This is a genomic window from Pandoraea captiosa, from assembly GCF_902459775.1.
GTDB lineage: Bacteria > Pseudomonadota > Gammaproteobacteria > Burkholderiales > Burkholderiaceae > Pandoraea > Pandoraea captiosa.
Genome location: NZ_CABPSQ010000002.1, coordinates 1,057,353 through 1,075,455, shown reverse-complemented (window position 1 = coordinate 1,075,455; position 18,103 = coordinate 1,057,353). Strand labels below are relative to the sequence as shown.

Below are 18,103 nucleotides of genomic sequence, written 5' to 3'. Positions count from 1 at the left end.
GGTCTCCCCCAATGAACTCCTCTGCTCCCGACAACCCCACATCGTCCTCTCACGCCACGCTCTCGCTGCTGGCGCTGGCCATCGGCGCCTTCAGCATCGGTACGACCGAGTTCTCGCCGATGGGCCTGCTGCCCGTCATCGCCGAGGGCGTGAACGTCTCGATCCCGACGGCAGGCATGCTGATCACGACCTACGCCCTGGGCGTGATGATCGGCGCCCCCATCATGACGCTCATCATGTCGCGCTGGTCACGTCGCACGGCGCTCATCGCGCTCATGAGCATCTTCACCCTCGGCAACCTGCTCTCGGCGGTCTCGGCCAACTACACCACGTTGCTGCTCGCCCGCCTCGTGACGAGCCTCAACCACGGCGCCTTCTTCGGTCTGGGCTCCATCGTCGCGGCAAGCGTCGTGCCGCGTGACAAGCAGGCGAGCGCCGTCGCCACCATGTTCATGGGACTGACGATCGCCAACATCGGCGGCGTACCGGCGGCCACCTGGCTGGGTCAGGCCATCGGCTGGCGCATGTCGTTCGCCGCCACCGCCGGTCTTGGCGTCGTCACCATGCTGACGCTGCGCTTCGCGCTTCCGAAGGGGGAAGCCGGCCGCATGCCGGACGTGCGCCGGGAACTGTCGGTACTGACCCGCCCCGTCGTGTTGATCGCGATGGCCACGACAGTGCTGGGCGCGGGCGCCATGTTCACGCTTTACACGTATATCGCACCGACGCTCGAAGCCATTACCGGCGCCTCGCCCGGCTTCGTGACCGCGATGCTCGTGCTCGTCGGCGTGGGCTTCTCCGTCGGCAACATTGCGGGTGGCAAGCTCGCCGATCGCTCGATCAACGCCAGCCTGATCGTCTTTCTGGTACTGCTCGTTGCGGTCATGCTCGCGTTCCCGGTGCTGGCCCGCACACATCTGGGCACTGCACTGGCCGTCGTCGTCTGGGGTATCGCCACGTTTGCCCTGGTTCCGCCGCTGCAAATGCGCGTGATGCGCGCTGCGGCCGAAGCGCCGGGGCTCGCGTCGTCGGTCAACGTCGGTGCGTTCAATCTCGGCAACGCCGTCGGCGCCGCAGCCGGCGGTGCGGCGATCTCCGCCGGCTACGGCTACACGGCGGTGCCCATCGTTGGCGCGCTGATCGCCGGTTCCGGCCTGCTGCTGGTGTTGCTCCAGATGGCCCTGCATCGCCCGTCGATGCAGACCGCCAGCCGCTGAGTCGCCCCAATATTTGATTCAGATGCAAAAATTATTGACCTGTAACGGCGTTTATTTCATGAGTCGAAACCGCCAGAATGGTCCTCACGGCAACACGTATTCCATCACTTCATTTCATCAGGAGCTCAAGATGAGCAACATTCCCGCTTTCGGTCTTGGCACCTTCCGCCTGCAAGGCCAGGTCGTCATCGATGCGGTGCGCACAGGCCTCGAACTCGGCTACCGCGCCATCGACACGGCACAAATCTACGGCAACGAAGCCGAGGTCGGCCAGGCCATCGCCGAGTCCGGCGTGGCGCGCGAGGACCTGTTCCTCACCACGAAAATCTGGGTCGAGAACTACAGCAAGGACAAACTCGCCGCAAGCCTCGAAGACAGTCTCAGAAAGCTGCGCAGCGACTACGTCGACCTCACGCTGATTCACTGGCCTGCACCCGACAACGGTGTGTCGCTCGACGAGTTCATGACGGCGCTGGCCGAGGCTCGCGCGAAGGGCCTCACGCGTCAGATCGGCATCTCGAACTTCAACATCGACCTGACGAAGCAGGCAATGGCGGCAGTCGGCAAGGACGCGATCGCAACCAACCAGATCGAACTGAGTCCGTACCTGCAAAACCCGAAGCTCGTCGGTTTCCTTCAGGAACAGGGCATCCACATCACGTCGTACATGACGCTCGCGTACGGCAAGGTATTGGGGGACGCGACCCTTGGTGCGATTGCGCAACGCCATCAGGCGACGCCCGCACAGGTGGCGCTTGCTTGGGCCATGCAGCGCGGCTTCTCTGTCATTCCGTCTTCCACGAAACGCGAGAATCTGGCGAGCAATTTGCTGGCGCAAACGCTGCAACTGACCGAAGCGGACATGGCGCAGATCGCCGCCCTCGATCGCAACGGGCGCGAAGTCAGCCCGGAAGGGCTCGCCGCCAAGTGGGACGACTGATCGCCACTACGCTCACCGAGCGTCGTCGAGGCTTCCGGGCCGCAGCGATGCTCAGGGCGACCGCCTAACGGCGGCACGCAACGAAAATGCCCGTACGGCTGTGGCCGTACGGGCATTTTTCACATCCGGGCTCGCTGTCGGATCAGGGCTCCGCAATCGTGAACCAGAAGTCGAACTTGTCGAACAGGCCTAGCATTTCCTTGAACTTGGCGCGGTCGCCATCGAACTTAACCTGGCCGCTGTCCGCGAGATTGCCAAGCTGCAATTTTCCAAGCGCGATATCGTCGAGCGCCGCCCGATTCAGGCTGATATTGGCATCGGCCTTTTGCAGCACCGCGTCCTTGCTGTAGTTCATCACGCCGTTCTTCACCGTCAGCGCGTACTTCTGTTTCGTATCCGGGAAGTCGACGTTGAATGCATAGGACTTGCCCGCCGCCGACATTGCCCTTCGGATTCTTCGGCAACAGATTGCCGTACATGTATGACGCGCGGCGACTCATGACCGTGCCAGCGAACACGTTCTCGCTGACGGATTCCTCCATGAAGCCCTCGGGCGCGACCAGCGGCACCTTGCCCGAGCGCACGTCCTTTTCATCCACGACACCGCGAACGCCGCCGAAGTGGTCGACGTGGCTATGCGTGAAGATCACGCCGGTGACGGGCAGATTTTCGACCTTGCTGTTCACCAGATCGAGCGATGCCTTGGCCGTTTCCACGGCAGTTAATGGATCGATCACGATCCAACCCGTCTTCCCGCGCACAAACGTGATGTTCGCAAGATCGACGTTACGCACCTGATAGATGCCGTCCACCACTTGAACAGACCCTGTGCCGAGAGCAGCTGCGACTGACGCCACAAACTCGGATTGACGGTAGGCGGCGCCTCGCCTCCCATGTTTTGCTTCAGGAAGTCGTACTGCGCCAGATCAATGACGGTATTGCCCGAAGCCCCTTTGATCACGGGGTTCGGCAATGAAGCCACGCTGAATGTCTTTGGAATCCTGCTTGTTGGCGAACGGAAGGAAGTTGCGAAAAACTACGGATGTCATTCTCAACACAACGTTCGGGCAATGACATCGGTGCTTGGGGCAAAAGCTGCCGCCCTTTCGGGCAACCGGGGACACGAATGAATGTGGCGCTTTCCACGAATTTGCCATCGTTTCCCACTGCTTGAATGAAATTGATAATCGATAAAATGGTACGCCCACAAAGGCGCCATATCGATTCGACCACAGCGCATCGAGAAACCGACTTTACGAATTTATTCAGAGGTGCTATCAATTGAAAAACGTTCGACATTCGAGATATTCCGAAAGCGGCGATGCCAAAAATGGAATAACGAGTATTCGAATACCTGCGCCGATTATTTAAATAATTCTCATCAGAATATTTCCTACAAGAGGGATGACGGCGACCTGAACCCGGGGAAATTCAAGGAGGCGCGCAGAAGCGCGCAGATGCCATGAACGTGAGTCGTAATTCGGTAGTCCACGTCGTCGACGACGACGCCTCGCTGCGTACGGCCCTCTCACGTCTGCTCACCGCATCGGGGTATCAGACGAAGGAATATGCGTCTGCGGGAGAATTTCTCGTCAGCGAGCCGGACACGCGTCCCGGTTGCGTATTGCTGGATCTCGAACTGGGTGGCCCGAGCGGTCTCGATTTGCAGCGCGCACTGCGTCGCCAGGCTTCGCCGCTACCCGTCGTGTTCATGAGCGGGTATGGCGACGTCGCGAAGTCCGTCCAGGCGATGAAGGGCGGTGCAGTCGACTTTCTGATCAAACCGTTCGGTCGCGATGCCCTGGTCGGCGCCGTGGAGACCGCCATCGCCGTGGCTCAGGCAAAATCACCGCCGCAAGCTGCCGATGTCGAGACGGAATCGCCGCTAACCGGGCGCGAACGCACGGTATTGCAGGGCATCTCCAAAGGGCTGCGCAATAAGCAGATCGCGGCCGAACTTGGCCTGTGCGAGCGCACCGTCAAATCGTGTCGTGCCGAGCTCATGCGCAAATTGAACGCGTCGTCGCTTGCCGAGTTGCTGGTCAATGCACAGCGACACGCCCCGGAAACGACCTTGCGAATGTCGTGAGCGCGATGCGGTGGGCTTTCCTGACTGCGCTTGTCGCGCTTCAATGTCTTGCACTGCCGAATGCCGTCACGGCCCAGACGCGCAACGGCGACGCTGCCGCGCAGCCTGATCGAACCATCGACGCATCGAGCGCTGCCACGCCGTCGTACTGGCAAGAGATCGCCATTCTCCTGATCGTGGTGGGGGCGCAAACGATCACCCTGCTCGCCCTGCTCAAGCAGCGTCGCGAACGCAAGCAAGCGCAGCAGGAGGCGGCGACGCGACGTGCCGACCTCACGCGGGCAGCGCGCATCGCGACGGTCGGCGAGCTTAGCGCCTCCATCGCCCACGAAGTCGGCCAGCCGCTGGGCGCGATCCTCAGCAACGTCGATGCCGCCGATCTGATGCTGCAAAGCGCCGCTCACGATGCGCCCGAGCTCAGGGACATTCTGACGGACATTCGCCGCGACGCCCTGCGGGCCAACGATGTCATCGTGCGTCTGCGTGCATTGCTGCAAAATCAGGCGATCACCTTCGTGCCCGTCGATTTCGATGCGGTGCTGGAGCGCGCCACATCGCTCGTGCGACCGGAAGCGCGACGTCGCGGCATCGTCGTCGATGTCGCGCTCAACACGAACGGCGCACAGGTGCTCGCCGATCAGGTGCAGTTGCAGCAGGTGTTGCTCAATCTGGCGATCAACGCCATGGACGCAATGGAAAACGCGGAGCCGCCGGATCGCTTGCTGTCCATCGAGACGAAGACGTGGGAGCAAGGCGTCGAGTTGATCGTGGGCGACCACGGCATCGGCATTCCCGAGAACAATGCCGAGCAGTTGTTCGAAGCGTTCTACACGACCAAGGCGCGCGGCACGGGGCTTGGACTCTCCATCGTACGCTCGATTGTCGAAGCGCATCGCGGCACGGTCATGGCGCGCAGAAGGCCGACGAAAGGCACCGAGTTCGTTCTCTGGCTGCCTGTGGCGTTTGGCCTGCCCGGCGACGGATGTGCCATGCCCGGGACGACATAATTCGCAGCAGTCCAGGCAAAAGTTCAGCCGAAGAACCGGGACGCGTGCCGGCATGCGGCGCAAGCCGACTTGCCCGCAAGGGAATCACGGCGTTGCCCGAAGTCCCAATGGAAGCCCATGCATGTTCCGCAGAAGAATGCGGTCATATGGAAGCCGCTCGCCGCCCTCGCCTTTCGAAGCCACTCATCGCGATCCTCGAAGATGACGACGGGCTTCGCCGCGCGATCGAACGGTTGCTGCGTGTGGCAGGGTATCGCACTTGCACGTTCGCCAGCCCGGCGGATGCGGACCTCCGGGCGAGTGTGGCGATGGCGCGCTGCCTGATTGCCGATGTTCAGCTCCCCGGGACGAGCGGCCCGGCGTTTTACGCGTCGCTGCCGTTGCCGCGTCCGCCGGCGATATTCGTCACGGCGAACGACACGCCGGCCACGCGCGCCACCGTGCGGGCCGCCGGCGCGAGGGAACTGCTCACCAAGCCGTTTCCCGGCAGCGATCTGCTGGCCGCTGTCGAGCGGGCAACGCGCGACGCATCGTAGCCCGTTGCGCCGCCATGCCGCCATGCCCGCCATACCCGTCAGACCCGGAAGTCTGCCGCCATGTCCTCGTCGCTGCGCGCAACCAGCTTTCCCGAACGGCAGGCACGGATGAAGGCGTCATAGTCCTTCTCGTTCTGTGTCGCGTAAGCCAGCGCATAGTCGGTCATCGCGTCGGCCAGCCGCTTCCCGTCGCCCGCGTAAGACGAGATTTCGACCGCCAGACCGCCCGACTTCGCATGCGCGCGGGCGAGCGCCCAGCCACAGATGCGCGCATAACCCAGCAGGATCGTGTCGCTCATGCGTTCGACGTCCGCCGATATTTTCATGTCGCGCAACTGCCGGAAGTAAAAGTTGCGCCCGTTGGGCCCGGTCGTCCAGCCGAGAAACGCATCGCTGGCGGCTTGCAGCAGGCGCTGGCCGGCGACCACCCGCAGCCCCTGATGCGTCACCTTGCCGGTCGGGAAATAGCGCGAGATGACCGATTCGCGGGCTTCCTTGACCTGCAGGAACAGCGGCTTGCCGTGCGCGTCGACGAACAACATGACGAGACAGAACGTGCCGACGCTGCCGACCCCGACCACCTTGAACGCAATGTCCTGAAGCCGGAACTGGTCGATGAGCGCGCGGCGGTCGACCGACAACGTGCCGACGTATTCGTCGAAGGCCTGCGCGAGCTTGCCTTTCCATGCGTGCGTGTCCGACCAGGCCTGCGCGTTGCCCAGCAGTGAATTCGGCCCGGAGGGGTGAAACAGCGCGGGCGGCGCGTCCTGAATGGTCCACTTGCCGTCCACGAATTTCGCCATTTTTTCCAGCATCGCCTCGTGCGAGCGGCCAACGGCCTTTTCCGCCGCCTTGCGAATCAGACGCCGCCCCTCTCCCGTCACGGCGGTTTCCGCCATCCGGTCGAACGTCACGATCTCGTGCCAGAGATCGAGCGCGCTGTAGCCCGCGTACTCCGTCATCCGTTCGCAATATTCACGCACCGCCGACGCCACGATGTCCTTGATCGTGCCCCTATCCACGCTCATGTGCTGGCCCGCAATGGCAAAGCTCGCCGCAAGCCGTTTGAGGTCCCATTCCCACGGGCCGGGCGCGACCTCGTCGAAGTCGTTGAGATCGAAGACGAGCTGCCGCTCCGGTGTGGCGAAGCCGCCGAAGTTCATCAGATGGGCGTCGCCGCAGATCGGGAAATGAAACCCTGTCGTGGCGGTCCTCGCCAGATCGTGCGCCTGAAGCACGGCGCTGCCGCGGTAGAACGTGAAGGGTGACACGGACATTCGCCCGTATCGGAGCGGCACGAGGGCGTCGACCCGGCCCGCGCTGTTTTGACGAAGCAACGTGACAGGATCGCGGTCGACGTTGCCGATATCGGCCTGTGCCGAGCGCGCCACCCGCTCTCGAGCCATCTTGCCTGCGGCCTTACGCTGCTCCAGAGTCAGATCGCCGGGCATGGGTCACCTCCATAGTTTGCGTGGATCGTTACGCGGTCGCGGCCGCTGCCTTTTGCGCAATATAGCGCTTCGTCGGCGGCTTGCAGCAATTGCTCGGGGGTCCCCGACGGTATCGCCCCGGTGCCGGCCACGCCGATGCTCACGCTCACGTGCCCGTGCTGGCTGCCTTCGTGCGCAATGGCCGCCGCGCGCACGGCAACCCGTATGCGCTCGGCAACATCGCGCGCGCCGTGAACGTCCGTTCCGGGCAGGATAACCATGAACTCCTCGCCGCCGTATCGCCCGGCGATATCCCCCGGACGCCGTATCGCGCCGACGATCGCCCGGCTCACCGCGACGAGCGCGTCGTCTCCGGCAGGGTGACCGTACCGGTCGTTGAATCGCTTGAAATGATCCACATCGATGAATAGCAGCGACAGCGGTACCCGCTCGCGCTGGGCGCGTCGCCATTCGCGGTCGTACGACTCGTCAAGCGTGCGACGGTTGGCCAGGCCCGTGAGCGCATCGGTACTCGCCATGCGTTGCAGCGCCGCCTCGGCAAGGTTGCGACGCCGACGGGCTCGGGCAAGGAGCGTTGCGAGCACGGCGCAACCGGCACCGAGCGCCGCCGTCAGCCCTGCCACCCAGAAAGCACGATCCCGCCAATCGGCAAATATCTCGCGCCTGGCGGTGCGAATCTCGATTTGCAACGGCAGGCCGTCGAGCGGTTGCCGAACGTAAAGGAAGTCTGCCTCGACGCCCTCCGGCACGACGCCCGACGCGACGCCCGACGCGATGCCCGACACAGCGTCGTCGGACTTAACAGGCGAGGACTGCGCGCCTTTGCGCCGTGGGTCGGTACTGGCGAGCACCCGACCATCGGCGCCCAGCAGCGAGACCGTGCCCTGCGCTGCGCCGGTCTGCCCGGAGAAAAGACGCGACAAGTAGTCGATGTCGATGGTCGTGCGCGCGCCGCCGTCGACGCGACGGTCGAACTGCGCGAGACAGCGCGCGAGCGAGCCCGCGCCATCACCGCCCTGCTCCTTCATGCACGCGGCAAGATCCCGTTCGACGACATAGGCCGTGAGCCTCGCGGCGCGATGATTGGCTTCGCGCGCATGTTCGAGCACTGCGCGCCGCCCTTCGTAAAGCAACGTTGCCCGCACGCCGACCACAATCGCGATCGCCAGGGCCGCAGCGATCAGGGTCGGGCCAAGCGCGCCGAACCATCGCCGGGATCGGGTGGGTGAGGTGGGTGACGCGAGCGCGGTGTCCGACGACTGCATGCCCCCTCCGGTCAGATCAGCGCCTTGACGACCTTGCCCAGCACGGCCGACAACGGCAACTGCATGGCGGCGACATAGAGCATCGGTACGGCCGCCGGCAAGACGATGGCGACGACGCAGAGTTTGCTCAGCGGCATGGAGCGCATGCGTCCGACCGCCTCGTAGATAGCGTGAATGTCCGCGACTGGTCCAAGCTCCGGCGCGTCGAGAATCTCGGGCTTACCGATCTCGCGGCGCAGGATCCAGCGCTGATGCACCAGCCGGTCGTGATGGGCGACAAGGCTGCCGTACTCGAAGATGGCACGGCGCTTGAGCGCGCCCAGCGGCATCGCCAGCGGCAGCAAGGGAATGAGAAAAACGATGGAGATCAACGCAGCGCTCGCCACCAGCAGCGTCTTCATCTGCAACGCGCTCACGCCGTGATACACGACCTCGTGCGCGAACGACGCCGCCACCACCGCCGACACCGCAAACGCCACCGGGCTGAAGACGAACGCCATACGCTCGACGAAGCTCAGCCCCCCGACGCGATCCGGATGCGACGGCACGAGCGCCAGCGGCATCTTGCCGAGTCTCCACAACAGGACGAACAGCAGACAGGCGCGCCACAGCCACGCAAGCAGCAACACCGTGAACAAGGGACGAATGACGAGGATGAACCACCATCCCCCGAACGTAATACTGCCGATGTCGTCTCCCGGACTGAGCCATGCCATCTCCTCGGCGCGTTCGACCATCGCCCCGACCGTCGACCACGCCATCGTGGCGGCGAATATCACGACCCAGGGCAGCGTGCGATCACGCATGCGCGCCATGTCGGCGAGTCTGGCGCGAAAGTCGGGGAGTGTCTCGGGCGTGACGATGCCGCTGTCGACGAAGTATCGGAACAGCGGCGGCATCAGCTTCTGCGCAATGCCCTCGGCAATGACCATCAAGGGGATGGCGATCAGGCAGCGGGCATGAATGCCGAAGTGCGCGACCAGCGTGTCGTCGGGATTGCCGTGATGGAAGGCGCGACCGGTAACGAGCGCCCAGATCGCCAGCGGCAGCCAGCTGACGGCCGCGAAGATCAGCGCCCGGCGCAGGGTGCCCATTCCCGTGTCGGGAATGAGTCGCAGCCGTCGCTGAAGGTGAAAGCCGGGATCCCCTTTAACCAGCGACAGATCGACGCTCTGGGCATCGTCCGACGTGGACTCCCCCTTGACCATGAAAGGCTCCTTGCCGGGCTAGTGTGCATGCGATCTGGCTCACTAGTGTTGCGCAGGAACGTCTAGGGGACTATCGGGGTTTCGGGCAACGCGTTGCCCATCAGGGCATGCGACAAGCGCGCCGCCCGTCCGCACGCCGCGCCGGGGCGGGGCGAGTCAGACGCCCCCTGTCTTTGCCGGCGCCGACACGGGCGTGCGCCGAGCGCGCGTGGCGCGCCAGCAAAGCATCGAACCGGCGCAGACCATACATGCGCCCCACCAGAATGACGCGACGAGCGGCGCGTGCAACAGCAGTGCGGCGAGGGCCGCAGACAGCACGGGAATGAAGTAGGAGGCGCCGACGAGAATCGTCACGTTGCCGCGCAGGATACCCACGTTCCACGCGGCATATCCGAAGCCCATGGCCGCAGCGGCCGCCACGAGACAGGTGCCGGAGCGAAGGTCGAGCGACATGGCGCCGCCACCGCCTGCGAAGTATTTGATCCAGAGTGCCACCGCCACGAGCATGAAAAAGGGCGTCACACCGTTCTTGCCGTCGGCAATTCTCGCAGTCACGGTGCAGTAAGCGGCCCAGAGGATCGCGCCGACGAACGCCAGACCATAGCTCAGCGGGTTATCGGCAATGTTCACGAGCATGCCTGGCAGGTCCAGCCCCCGATCGCCGCCGAGCACCCAGCAGATGCCGAGCATCGACAACAGGAAACCCGGCACCACCAGCCAGTTCGCGCGTTGCTTGTTAAAGACGATGGCGCTGACGAGTGTGAACGTCGGCCAGAGGTAATTGACCATGCCGACTTCGATCGCCTGACGTGAGGAATTCGCATAGCCGATCGACAGTGACAGACACAGCTCGTAGGCAACGAAGAGCAGCCCGCCCCACAGCAGGTAACGGCGAGGAAACGTGCTCAACTTCGGAAACCCGACGGTGAGCGCGAGGAATATCGAGGCCACCGTGTAGATCGCCGCAGCGCCGCCCGTTGCCCCGAGACTGACACTCACGTCGCGAATCAACGCCACGATGGACGCCCAGAGGACTACCGCGCTCAGACCGATGAGTGTCGCCTTGCTCCTGCTGTTCATGCGGGGTTCCTGCGCCGATGGCAATGAAAGTCGTGAGCGCAGGATTATACGAAACGTATGAAATGCGGCCTTCCGGCTGCTCTCCGGAACGCAGGCGGAGTCCGATCTGTTCTGGCCGTCAGCGCGCGCATCTGTATCTGTCAGTGTATCGAGCGCGAGCCTAGAATCGCGTCATCGCTCTCACGAATTCAAGGACTTCCATGCTTCGCGTTCTCGGCAGGCCCTCGTCCATCAATGTGCGCAAGGTGTTGTGGCTTTGTCACGAACTCGGTGTCCCGTTCGTGAACGACCCATGGGGCGACGGCGACGCGTCGCGCAAGCTGGACGACCCGGCGTTCGCGGCGCTCAACCCGAATCTGATGGTGCCGGTGCTCGAAGACAACGGCTTCGTGCTGTGGGAGTCGAACAGCATTCTGCGCTACCTCGCAGGCTCACGTGAGCGCACCGACCTCTATCCGGTTGCGCCGCGCGAGCGTGCCCGCGTCGATCAATGGATCGACTGGCAGTCCTCCGACCTCAACCCGGCATGGAAGTATGCGTTCCTGTCCCTGGTCCGACGCGCGCCCGGCTACGACGACCCGCAAGCGCTCGCCACCCACGCCGCGCGATGGAACGACTTCATGCGCGTGCTCGAACAGCAGTTGCAGGGCACGCAGGCGTTCGTGAGTGGCGAGACGTTCTCGTTGGCGGACATCCCCATCGGGCTGTCGGTGCATCGCTGGTTCAGCGTACCGATCGAGCGCCCCCAGCTCGAAGCCGTGTCGGCCTACTACGATCGCCTGTCCGAGCGCGAAGGCTTTCGTCTGTACGGACGTAACGGAACGCCCTGACGGGTGGCACGCCCTGACAGGTGACACGGACGGCCCGCCGCTGGCCGGGCGTCCCGCTACCCGACTACCCCACTACCTTGCCGCCGGCGCGGCCTGCGCCATCGTCTCGCGCATCACCTCCGCCAGCGCCATGACGCCCGCCTCGATGTGTTCGAGCCGTATCGACGAAAAACCGAGACGGAACATATTGCGCGGCGGGGCGTCGCCCATGAAGAACACGTCGCCCGGTTCGATCAGAATGCCGCGCGACTTCGCCCGTGCGGCCAGCACGTTGGCATTGAGCTGCGGCGGGCCCTGCACCCAGCACGACGCGCCGCCTTTGACACGCACGAACGAGACTTCCGGCAGATGGGTGCGAAGCGCCTCGCTCAGTATCTCCGCGCGCTTGGCATAGGTGTCGGCCAGACGCCGCAACAACGCGTCGTGATGCCCCAGCGCCAGAAACATGGAAAACGAGCGCTGAATGAACGCCGACGGATGCCGGATCATCAACCGGCGCAGGGCACGCAGTTCATTGACCAGCGCCGCCGGCGCCACGATATAGCCCAACCGTAGTCCAGGCGCGAAGGACTTCGACAGGCTGCCGATATAAATGACCCGGTCGCTGCGGTCCAGACTCTTGAGCGCCGGAATCGGAATGTCCGAATAGCTGTTCTCGCTTTCGTAGTCGTCTTCGATGAGCACGAAGTCGTCCGTCTCCGCGCGCCGCAGCAGCGCCTCGCGGTGCGCGAGCGGCATGGTGGTCGTGGTCGGGCATTGATGTGACGGCGTGACGTACACGTAATCGCATTGCGACAGACGATCGTCCACCGGCAGTCCGTATTCGTCGACCGGCAAACCGATCAGCTTTGGTGTGCGAATCGCGAAGATATTGCGGGCGTCGGGGTATCCGGGATCTTCCACGCCCACGGTGGTGCGAGCGCCGACGAGCAGGTCCGCGAGCAAATACAGCGCCTGTTGCGCGCCGTTGGTGAGCACGATTTCGTCCGCGTCGGCCCATACGCCTCGTCGGGGCAACACGCGCGTACGAATCTGCTGGATCAGCGTTTCGTCGTCGCGCGCGATCATGTCCGGCGCCCAGTCGCGAATTTCCATGACGGTCAGCGCCTTCTGGCAGCACTCGCGCCAGTCGGCCGTCGGGAACATCGTCGGATCGAACTGCCCGTAGATGAACGGGTACTGATACTGCTGCCAGTCGATCGGCTTGACGATGTTGCGCTGCGCCGACGGACGCACGACGTAGCGGCCTTCCCAGTCCGGAGTGGACGGATCCAGCGGCGCAATGGTGCCAGTGGCCTCCGGCTCGGCGCCGACCGCCGTCTTCGGCGCGCCCTGCGTCCCGACGCGCGGCGCGAGGATATCTCCGTTCACGAAATAACCACGCCGTTCACGCGCGATCAGATAGCCTTCGTCGACCAGTTGCTGGTAAGCCAGCACGACCGTATTGCGCGCCACGCCCAGCCCTTCGGCCAGTTCGCGCGAGGACGGCACCGCCGCGCCGCGCATCAGGCGCTCGTCCAGAATCGCCGACACCAGCATCTGGCGAATCTGGCTTTGCAGACTCATGCCCGCGCGCGCCGACACGGAAAACAACTGGTTCCACATCGCCGCAGAAATCCGGCTCGACATCGCGTCCCCTTTTTCTATGTCACTTCCAGAACGTCAATTATTACTCATGAGACGGTGACGTTAATTCCGAATTGGGGTTTATCCGAAGACGGTCGAAAACGGGGTGGATGCCAGCATCCATGCGCCTTGCGAGGCCATCTCGACGCAACTGGACCAGTTGGCATCATCAAATGCGGCCAACTGGCTCTAACGAACAAAATAGTGCGCGGCAATGATGCAGTCACTTGGCGCCGATTTGTCACACCGCACGCGTCAACCCGAGTGTTCCACCGAAAACTTTCCGATTAGAGGTGAACCATGACTGGACTTCCGAACCGGCTGCGACGGGCGTTCGCTGCCACGGCGCTGGCGGCAGCCGCACTCCCCGCGACACTGGCGGCCACACTAACGCTCGGATTGACGCTGCCCGCGACCACACAGGCGCAGGAAAAGGAGGTGACGATCGCTTACCAGCAGATCGTCGATCCATGGCTGGTCGCCATCGCCGGCGGCGAGTTCGAGAAGGCGACCGGCTACAAGATCCACTGGCGCCAGTTCGAATCCGGGGCAAAGGTCGCGACCGCCCTCGCCTCGGGCGACATCAAGATCGGCGTGCTCGGCTCCAGCCCGATGGCCGCTGCAGTCTCGCAAGGGCTCGATCTGCAACTGTTCTGGATCCTCGACGACATCAACAAGGCCGAAGCGCTGGTCGTTCGCAATGCGTCGAACATCAAGACGCCCGCGGACCTCAAGGGCAAGAAGATCGGCGTGCCATTCGTATCCACCACGCACTACCACACGATGTTCGCGCTGCAACAGTGGGGCATCAAACCCACGGAAGTGCAGGTACTCAACATGCAGCCGAATCAGATCGTGGCCGCATGGGAGCGCGGCGACATCGATGCCGCGTACGTGTGGGATCCGGCACTTGCGCAAATCAAGCAAAGCGGGCACGTGCTGATCACGTCCGGCGAATTGTCCAAACAGGGCAAGCCCACGTTCGACGGCATTGCCGTCGACCGCCAATGGGGGGAGGCGAACGCCGATTTCATGGCGAAGTTCGTCAAGGTGATCGCCGACGCCGACGCGGCGTATCGCGGCAATCAGGCCGCCTGGAGCGCCACCTCGCCGCAGGTCAAGGCCATCGTGAAAATGATCGGCGGCAAACCGGAAGACGTCCCCGGCGCGCTGTCGCTCTACGCCTATCCGTCGGCACAGCAGCAAGCGTCCGCCGACTGGCTGGGCGGCGGCAAGGACAGCCGCGCTGCGAAGGCCCTCAAGGACACTGCCGATTTTCTGAAGGGCCAGCAGAAAATCAATGCCGTCAAGGCGGACTACACGCCCTATGTCACGTCGCGCTACGTCGACGCCGCACTCAAGTTGAAGTAAGCCGTAACGGGGCCGACGCGCCGCGATGCGGCGGCGCGCCATCCCCTCCCCGATCGCTGCATCGTCTGGAGAAGGGCTTCATGGAACAACTCATCGTCAACGACGTCAGCGTCGTGTATCCCGGCCGGCGTCCCGGCGAGCAGGTGCAGGCGCTCGCCCACGTCGATCTGAGCATCGCCCCCGGCGATTTCGTCGTGGCGCTGGGCGCCTCGGGGTGCGGCAAGACCACGCTGCTGAGTCTGATGGCCGGATTCATCGCGCCGACCTCCGGCGAGTTGCTGCTCGGCGACGCGCCCATCGAAGGCCCGGGCGCCGATCGCGGCGTCGTGTTCCAGAAACACGCCCTGTTGCCGTGGCTGAGCGTGATGGAGAACACCGAATTTGGCCTGAAGCTGCAAGGTATCCCGAAAAACGAGCGACGCGCGCGTGCGGCGCGCAATCTCGCGCTCGTGGGCTTGCAGGACTTTCACCACCACATGATTTATCAGCTCTCGGGCGGCATGCAGCAACGTGTCGGGATTGCCCGCGCGCTCACCTGCAATCCGTCGATGCTGCTCATGGACGAGCCGATGGCCGCGCTCGACGCCCTCACCCGCGAGACCATTCAGGAACTGTTGCTCGACGTTTGGCGCGAGACACAGAAGATGATCTTCTTCATCACGCACAGCGTGGAAGAAGCACTGTTCCTCGCGAGCCGCCTGATCGTCATGTCACCGCGCCCGGGCCGCATCACGCACACCTACGAACTCGACTTCAACAAGCGCTATCTCGAATGCCGAGATGCGCGCGCCATCAAGTCGAGCCCCGACTTCATCGCCATGCGCGAAACCGTGCTCAGCATCATCTACGGTGACGAGCGTGCCGGGCAGACGACGTCTGCCAGCGCGGTTGCCGCCTGATCGCGGGAGACGAGCCATCATGATGACCAAACCCGTCGCCAATCCTCACGCCTCAGCCACCGCCGTGGGCGGTGCGCAGCGTCCCGCCGGTACGCCCAATGCACCGCGCGCTGCGCGTCGTCGCGGTTTGCTCGCGCGCATGTTTGCCCCGCGCCCGGTCAAGGCAGGCGAATCGTTCGGCGCCCCCGGTCAGGGGCCCAGCCTCGCGATCAGCGTCGTGACCGTCATCGCCCTGCTGTTGCTGTGGGTGGCGATCACCTCGTCGGGCATGATCAAGCCGCTGTTTTTGCCGGGACCGCGCGCCATCGTCGAGAAGTTCATCCAGGTCTCGACGGAAGGCTTCGCCGGGTCCACGCTGTGGCAACACACCCTCGCCAGTCTGTATCGCGTGTTCGGCGCGTTCGCGCTGGCGTGCGTCACCGCGATTCCCGTGGGCATCCTGATGGGTGTGTCGCGCATCGGGCGCGGCGTTTTCGACCCGCCTATCGAGTTCTATCGACCGTTGCCGCCGCTGGCCTATCTCCCGCTCGTGATCATCTGGTTCGGCATCGGCGAGTTCTCCAAGGTTTTCCTGATCTATCTGGCGATCTTCGCACCGCTGGCCATTGCAGCCCGGGCGGGAGTGCGCTCCGTGTCGATGGAACAGATTCACGCGGCCTATTCGATGGGCGCGTCACCGCGCCAGATCGTCATGCACGTGATCGTCAAATCGGCGCTGCCGGAGATCTTTACCGGCATGCGCATCGGTATCGGTGTGGGCTGGACCACGCTGGTGGCCGCCGAAATGGTGGCGGCATCGAGCGGTCTCGGTTTCATGGTGCTCAACGCAGCGGAGTTCCTCGCGTCGGACATCGTGATCATGGGGATCATCGTGATTGGCTTTTTCGCCTTCGGTTTCGATCTGATCATGCGCTATCTGGAGCGCGTGCTGGTCCCATGGAAAGGCAAGGTCTGATCGTGAAGCAGCCGTTGCGTTGGTCATAGTCGGTCATCAAAAGAAGACGCAGGGCGGCGCCCCCCGTTTTACGCCGCCGCCCCTGACGTCCAAACCATGTATTCAGGAGGTTGTGTGGCAGTTGAGACATTCATCGGCAGTTTCCCCCGCGTTGCAGCCCTCGCAGTCATTCCCCGCACCCAATATCCGCTCACAGGAGGTCGCCATGGCCAATCGTGAATCCGGAACGCATCTGCAATCGAGCCTGAAACAACGTCACATGAGCATGATCGCGCTGGGCGGCGTGATCGGGGCCGGACTCTTCGTCGGCAGCGGCGTGGTCGTGCATGCTGCCGGCCCGGCGGCCGTGCTGTCGTTTTTGATCACCGGTGCACTGGTCGTGCTGGTCATGCGCATGCTCGGCGAGATGGCGTGCGCGCTGCCTGCGGTCGGCTCGTTCTACGAGTACGCGCGACTCGCGTGGAACGACAAGCCTGTCGGCGGTGAACTGGCCGGCTTTCTGACCGGCTGGATGTATTGGTACTTCTGGGTGATCGTGGTCGCCGTCGAAGCGGTCGCCGGCGCCAACCTGATCCAGTTCTGGCTGCCGGACATTCCGGCATGGGCCATCAGTCTGGCGTTGCTCGTGGTGCTCACGCTTACGAATCTGGTCTCCGTGGCGTCGTACGGCGAATTCGAGTTCTGGTTCGCGTCGATCAAAGTGGCGGCCATCGTCGTCTTCCTGTTCCTCGGTGCACTCTTCGTCTTCGGCATGTGGCCTGGGGCTGTGGCGAGCACCGGACACCTGCTCTCACACGGTGGCTTCATGCCGAACGGCATCGGCCCGGTGATGGCCGGCGCAGTCGCGGCGACCGGGTTTTACTTCGGTGCGGAAATCGTCACGATTGCCGCCGCCGAAGCGGCCGAGCCGCAGCAGGCCGTGGCCCGGGCGACGAACTCGGTCATCGGCCGTGTGCTTTTCTTCTATATCGGCTCGATCCTGCTGGTGGTCATGCTGGTGCCCTGGAATTCCGCCGGGATGGCGACGCCGTATGTCAGCGCCCTCGAAGCGATGCGCATTCCGGCAGCGGCGCACATCATGAACGCCGTGGTGCTGACCGCCGTGCTTTCTGCCCTGAACTCCGGACTGTACGCGTCGTCGCGCATGCTCTTCGCGCTGACGCGCCGGGGCGACGCGCCGCGCTCGCTCGCGAAACTCAACGCGAGGGGTGTGCCGGTACGCGCAATTCTGGTCGGCACCCTGTTCGGCTACGTGGCGGTGGTGATGTCGTACGTCTCCCCCGACACGGTCTTCGCTTTCCTCGTGAATTCGTATGGCACCGTGGCGATCTTCGTGTACGTGCTGATCGCCTTTTCGCAACTCAAGCTGCGCAAGCGCCTGGAGCGCGACGCCCCGGGCAAGCTGAAAGTGCGCATGTGGGGGTTCCCGTATCTGACATGGGTGGCGATCGTCGGCATGCTGTCGATCGTCGGCGCAATGGCCTTCATCCCCGACCAGCGCACGCCGTTGGCGCTCGGCATCGTGAGCCTCACCGTGCTGCTGCTCGCCTTTACCGTACGATCGATCTGGCGCAAGCTTCGCTCGCCGGACCCGGAGTTCGACATCTGAGGGTGGCGGCGGGCGGCGGT

16 protein-coding genes and 1 pseudogene are annotated in these 18,103 nt (G+C 63.7%); 10 read left to right on the top strand and 7 right to left on the bottom strand.

Features of this window, described 5'->3' with window-relative positions; all coding sequences use genetic code 11:
- Positions 1-11: 11 nt before the first annotated feature.
- A complete protein-coding gene (locus tag PCA31118_RS10045) occupies positions 12-1,217 on the top strand; it encodes an MFS transporter (protein ID WP_150625047.1) in 1,206 nt (401 codons plus the stop codon).
- Positions 1,218-1,347: 130 nt separating this feature from the next.
- Positions 1,348-2,157, top strand: a complete 810-nt coding sequence (gene dkgB / locus PCA31118_RS10040) for a 2,5-didehydrogluconate reductase DkgB (protein WP_150625046.1) — start codon at positions 1,348-1,350, stop codon at positions 2,155-2,157.
- A 142-nt stretch (positions 2,158-2,299) separates the two neighbouring features.
- Here the strand turns inward: dkgB and PCA31118_RS27645 are convergent, their stop codons facing one another.
- Together PCA31118_RS27645 and PCA31118_RS27640 are read right to left on the bottom strand one after the other, a co-directional pair.
- Positions 2,300-2,599 carry an alkyl sulfatase C-terminal domain-containing protein gene (locus tag PCA31118_RS27645; RefSeq protein ID WP_425495331.1) on the bottom strand — a complete coding sequence of 100 codons (300 nt, stop codon included), beginning with the start codon at positions 2,597-2,599 and terminating at the stop codon, positions 2,300-2,302.
- A 79-nt stretch (positions 2,600-2,678) separates the two neighbouring features.
- Positions 2,679-2,894, bottom strand: a pseudogene (locus PCA31118_RS27640) (MBL fold metallo-hydrolase); the annotation flags it as partial.
- A 725-nt stretch (positions 2,895-3,619) separates the two neighbouring features.
- On the opposite strand from PCA31118_RS27640, the gene PCA31118_RS10030 reads away from it, so the two are divergent.
- From PCA31118_RS10030 to PCA31118_RS10020, 3 genes are all read left to right on the top strand, one after another.
- Positions 3,620-4,246: a response regulator transcription factor gene (locus PCA31118_RS10030; RefSeq protein ID WP_150625045.1), complete on the top strand. Its 627-nt coding sequence runs from the start codon at positions 3,620-3,622 to the stop codon at positions 4,244-4,246.
- A gap of 5 nt (positions 4,247-4,251) precedes the next feature.
- A complete protein-coding gene (locus PCA31118_RS10025) occupies positions 4,252-5,253 on the top strand; it encodes a sensor histidine kinase (RefSeq protein ID WP_150625044.1) in 1,002 nt (333 codons plus the stop codon).
- A 146-nt stretch (positions 5,254-5,399) separates the two neighbouring features.
- Entirely contained in the window at positions 5,400-5,789 is a 390-nt protein-coding gene (locus PCA31118_RS10020) for a response regulator (RefSeq protein ID WP_174990413.1), read from the top strand.
- Positions 5,790-5,827: 38 nt separating this feature from the next.
- On the opposite strand, the gene PCA31118_RS10015 is transcribed toward PCA31118_RS10020, so the two are convergent.
- The 4 genes from PCA31118_RS10015 to yddG all read right to left on the bottom strand — a co-directional run bounded on the left by PCA31118_RS10015 (position 5,828) and on the right by yddG (position 10,793).
- Positions 5,828-7,240 carry a DUF2252 domain-containing protein gene (locus tag PCA31118_RS10015; RefSeq protein ID WP_150625042.1) on the bottom strand — a complete coding sequence of 471 codons (1,413 nt, stop codon included), beginning with the start codon at positions 7,238-7,240 and terminating at the stop codon, positions 5,828-5,830.
- Positions 7,225-8,505 (bottom strand): sensor domain-containing diguanylate cyclase, encoded by a 1,281-nt coding sequence (locus tag PCA31118_RS10010; RefSeq protein ID WP_150625041.1) that lies wholly within the window; start codon positions 8,503-8,505, stop codon positions 7,225-7,227. Before PCA31118_RS10010 ends, PCA31118_RS10015 begins: the two co-directional genes overlap by 16 nt.
- A gap of 11 nt (positions 8,506-8,516) precedes the next feature.
- The gene (locus PCA31118_RS10005; RefSeq protein WP_150625040.1) at positions 8,517-9,713 is read right to left on the bottom strand and encodes a hypothetical protein; all 1,197 of its coding nucleotides are present in this window, start codon (positions 9,711-9,713) and stop codon (positions 8,517-8,519) included.
- A 156-nt stretch (positions 9,714-9,869) separates the two neighbouring features.
- A complete protein-coding gene (gene yddG, locus PCA31118_RS10000) occupies positions 9,870-10,793 on the bottom strand; it encodes an aromatic amino acid DMT transporter YddG (RefSeq protein WP_150625039.1) in 924 nt (307 codons plus the stop codon).
- 200 nt (positions 10,794-10,993) lie between these two features.
- Here yddG and PCA31118_RS09995 point away from each other — a divergent pair, with 200 nt between their 5' ends.
- Positions 10,994-11,623 carry a glutathione S-transferase family protein gene (locus PCA31118_RS09995; RefSeq protein WP_150625038.1) on the top strand — a complete coding sequence of 210 codons (630 nt, stop codon included), beginning with the start codon at positions 10,994-10,996 and terminating at the stop codon, positions 11,621-11,623.
- Positions 11,624-11,695: 72 nt separating this feature from the next.
- On the opposite strand, the gene pdxR is transcribed toward PCA31118_RS09995, so the two are convergent.
- Complete coding sequence (pdxR, locus tag PCA31118_RS09990) at positions 11,696-13,252, bottom strand: MocR-like pyridoxine biosynthesis transcription factor PdxR (protein WP_150625037.1); 1,557 nt, start codon at positions 13,250-13,252, stop codon at positions 11,696-11,698.
- 297 nt (positions 13,253-13,549) lie between these two features.
- Between pdxR and tauA the strand changes: the two genes are divergently transcribed.
- From tauA to PCA31118_RS09970, 4 genes are all read left to right on the top strand, one after another.
- Positions 13,550-14,620, top strand: coding sequence for a taurine ABC transporter substrate-binding protein (tauA, locus tag PCA31118_RS09985; RefSeq protein ID WP_150625036.1), 1,071 nt, complete (start codon positions 13,550-13,552; stop codon positions 14,618-14,620).
- Between the two features lie 80 nt (positions 14,621-14,700).
- On the top strand, positions 14,701-15,519 hold the full coding sequence (locus PCA31118_RS09980) for a taurine ABC transporter ATP-binding protein (RefSeq protein WP_150625035.1): 819 nt from the start codon (positions 14,701-14,703) through the stop codon (positions 15,517-15,519).
- A gap of 139 nt (positions 15,520-15,658) precedes the next feature.
- Complete coding sequence (locus PCA31118_RS09975) at positions 15,659-16,474, top strand: ABC transporter permease subunit (protein ID WP_150625210.1); 816 nt, start codon at positions 15,659-15,661, stop codon at positions 16,472-16,474.
- Positions 16,475-16,679: 205 nt separating this feature from the next.
- On the top strand, positions 16,680-18,083 hold the full coding sequence (locus PCA31118_RS09970; RefSeq protein WP_150625034.1) for an amino acid permease: 1,404 nt from the start codon (positions 16,680-16,682) through the stop codon (positions 18,081-18,083).
- Positions 18,084-18,103 lie beyond the last annotated feature (20 nt).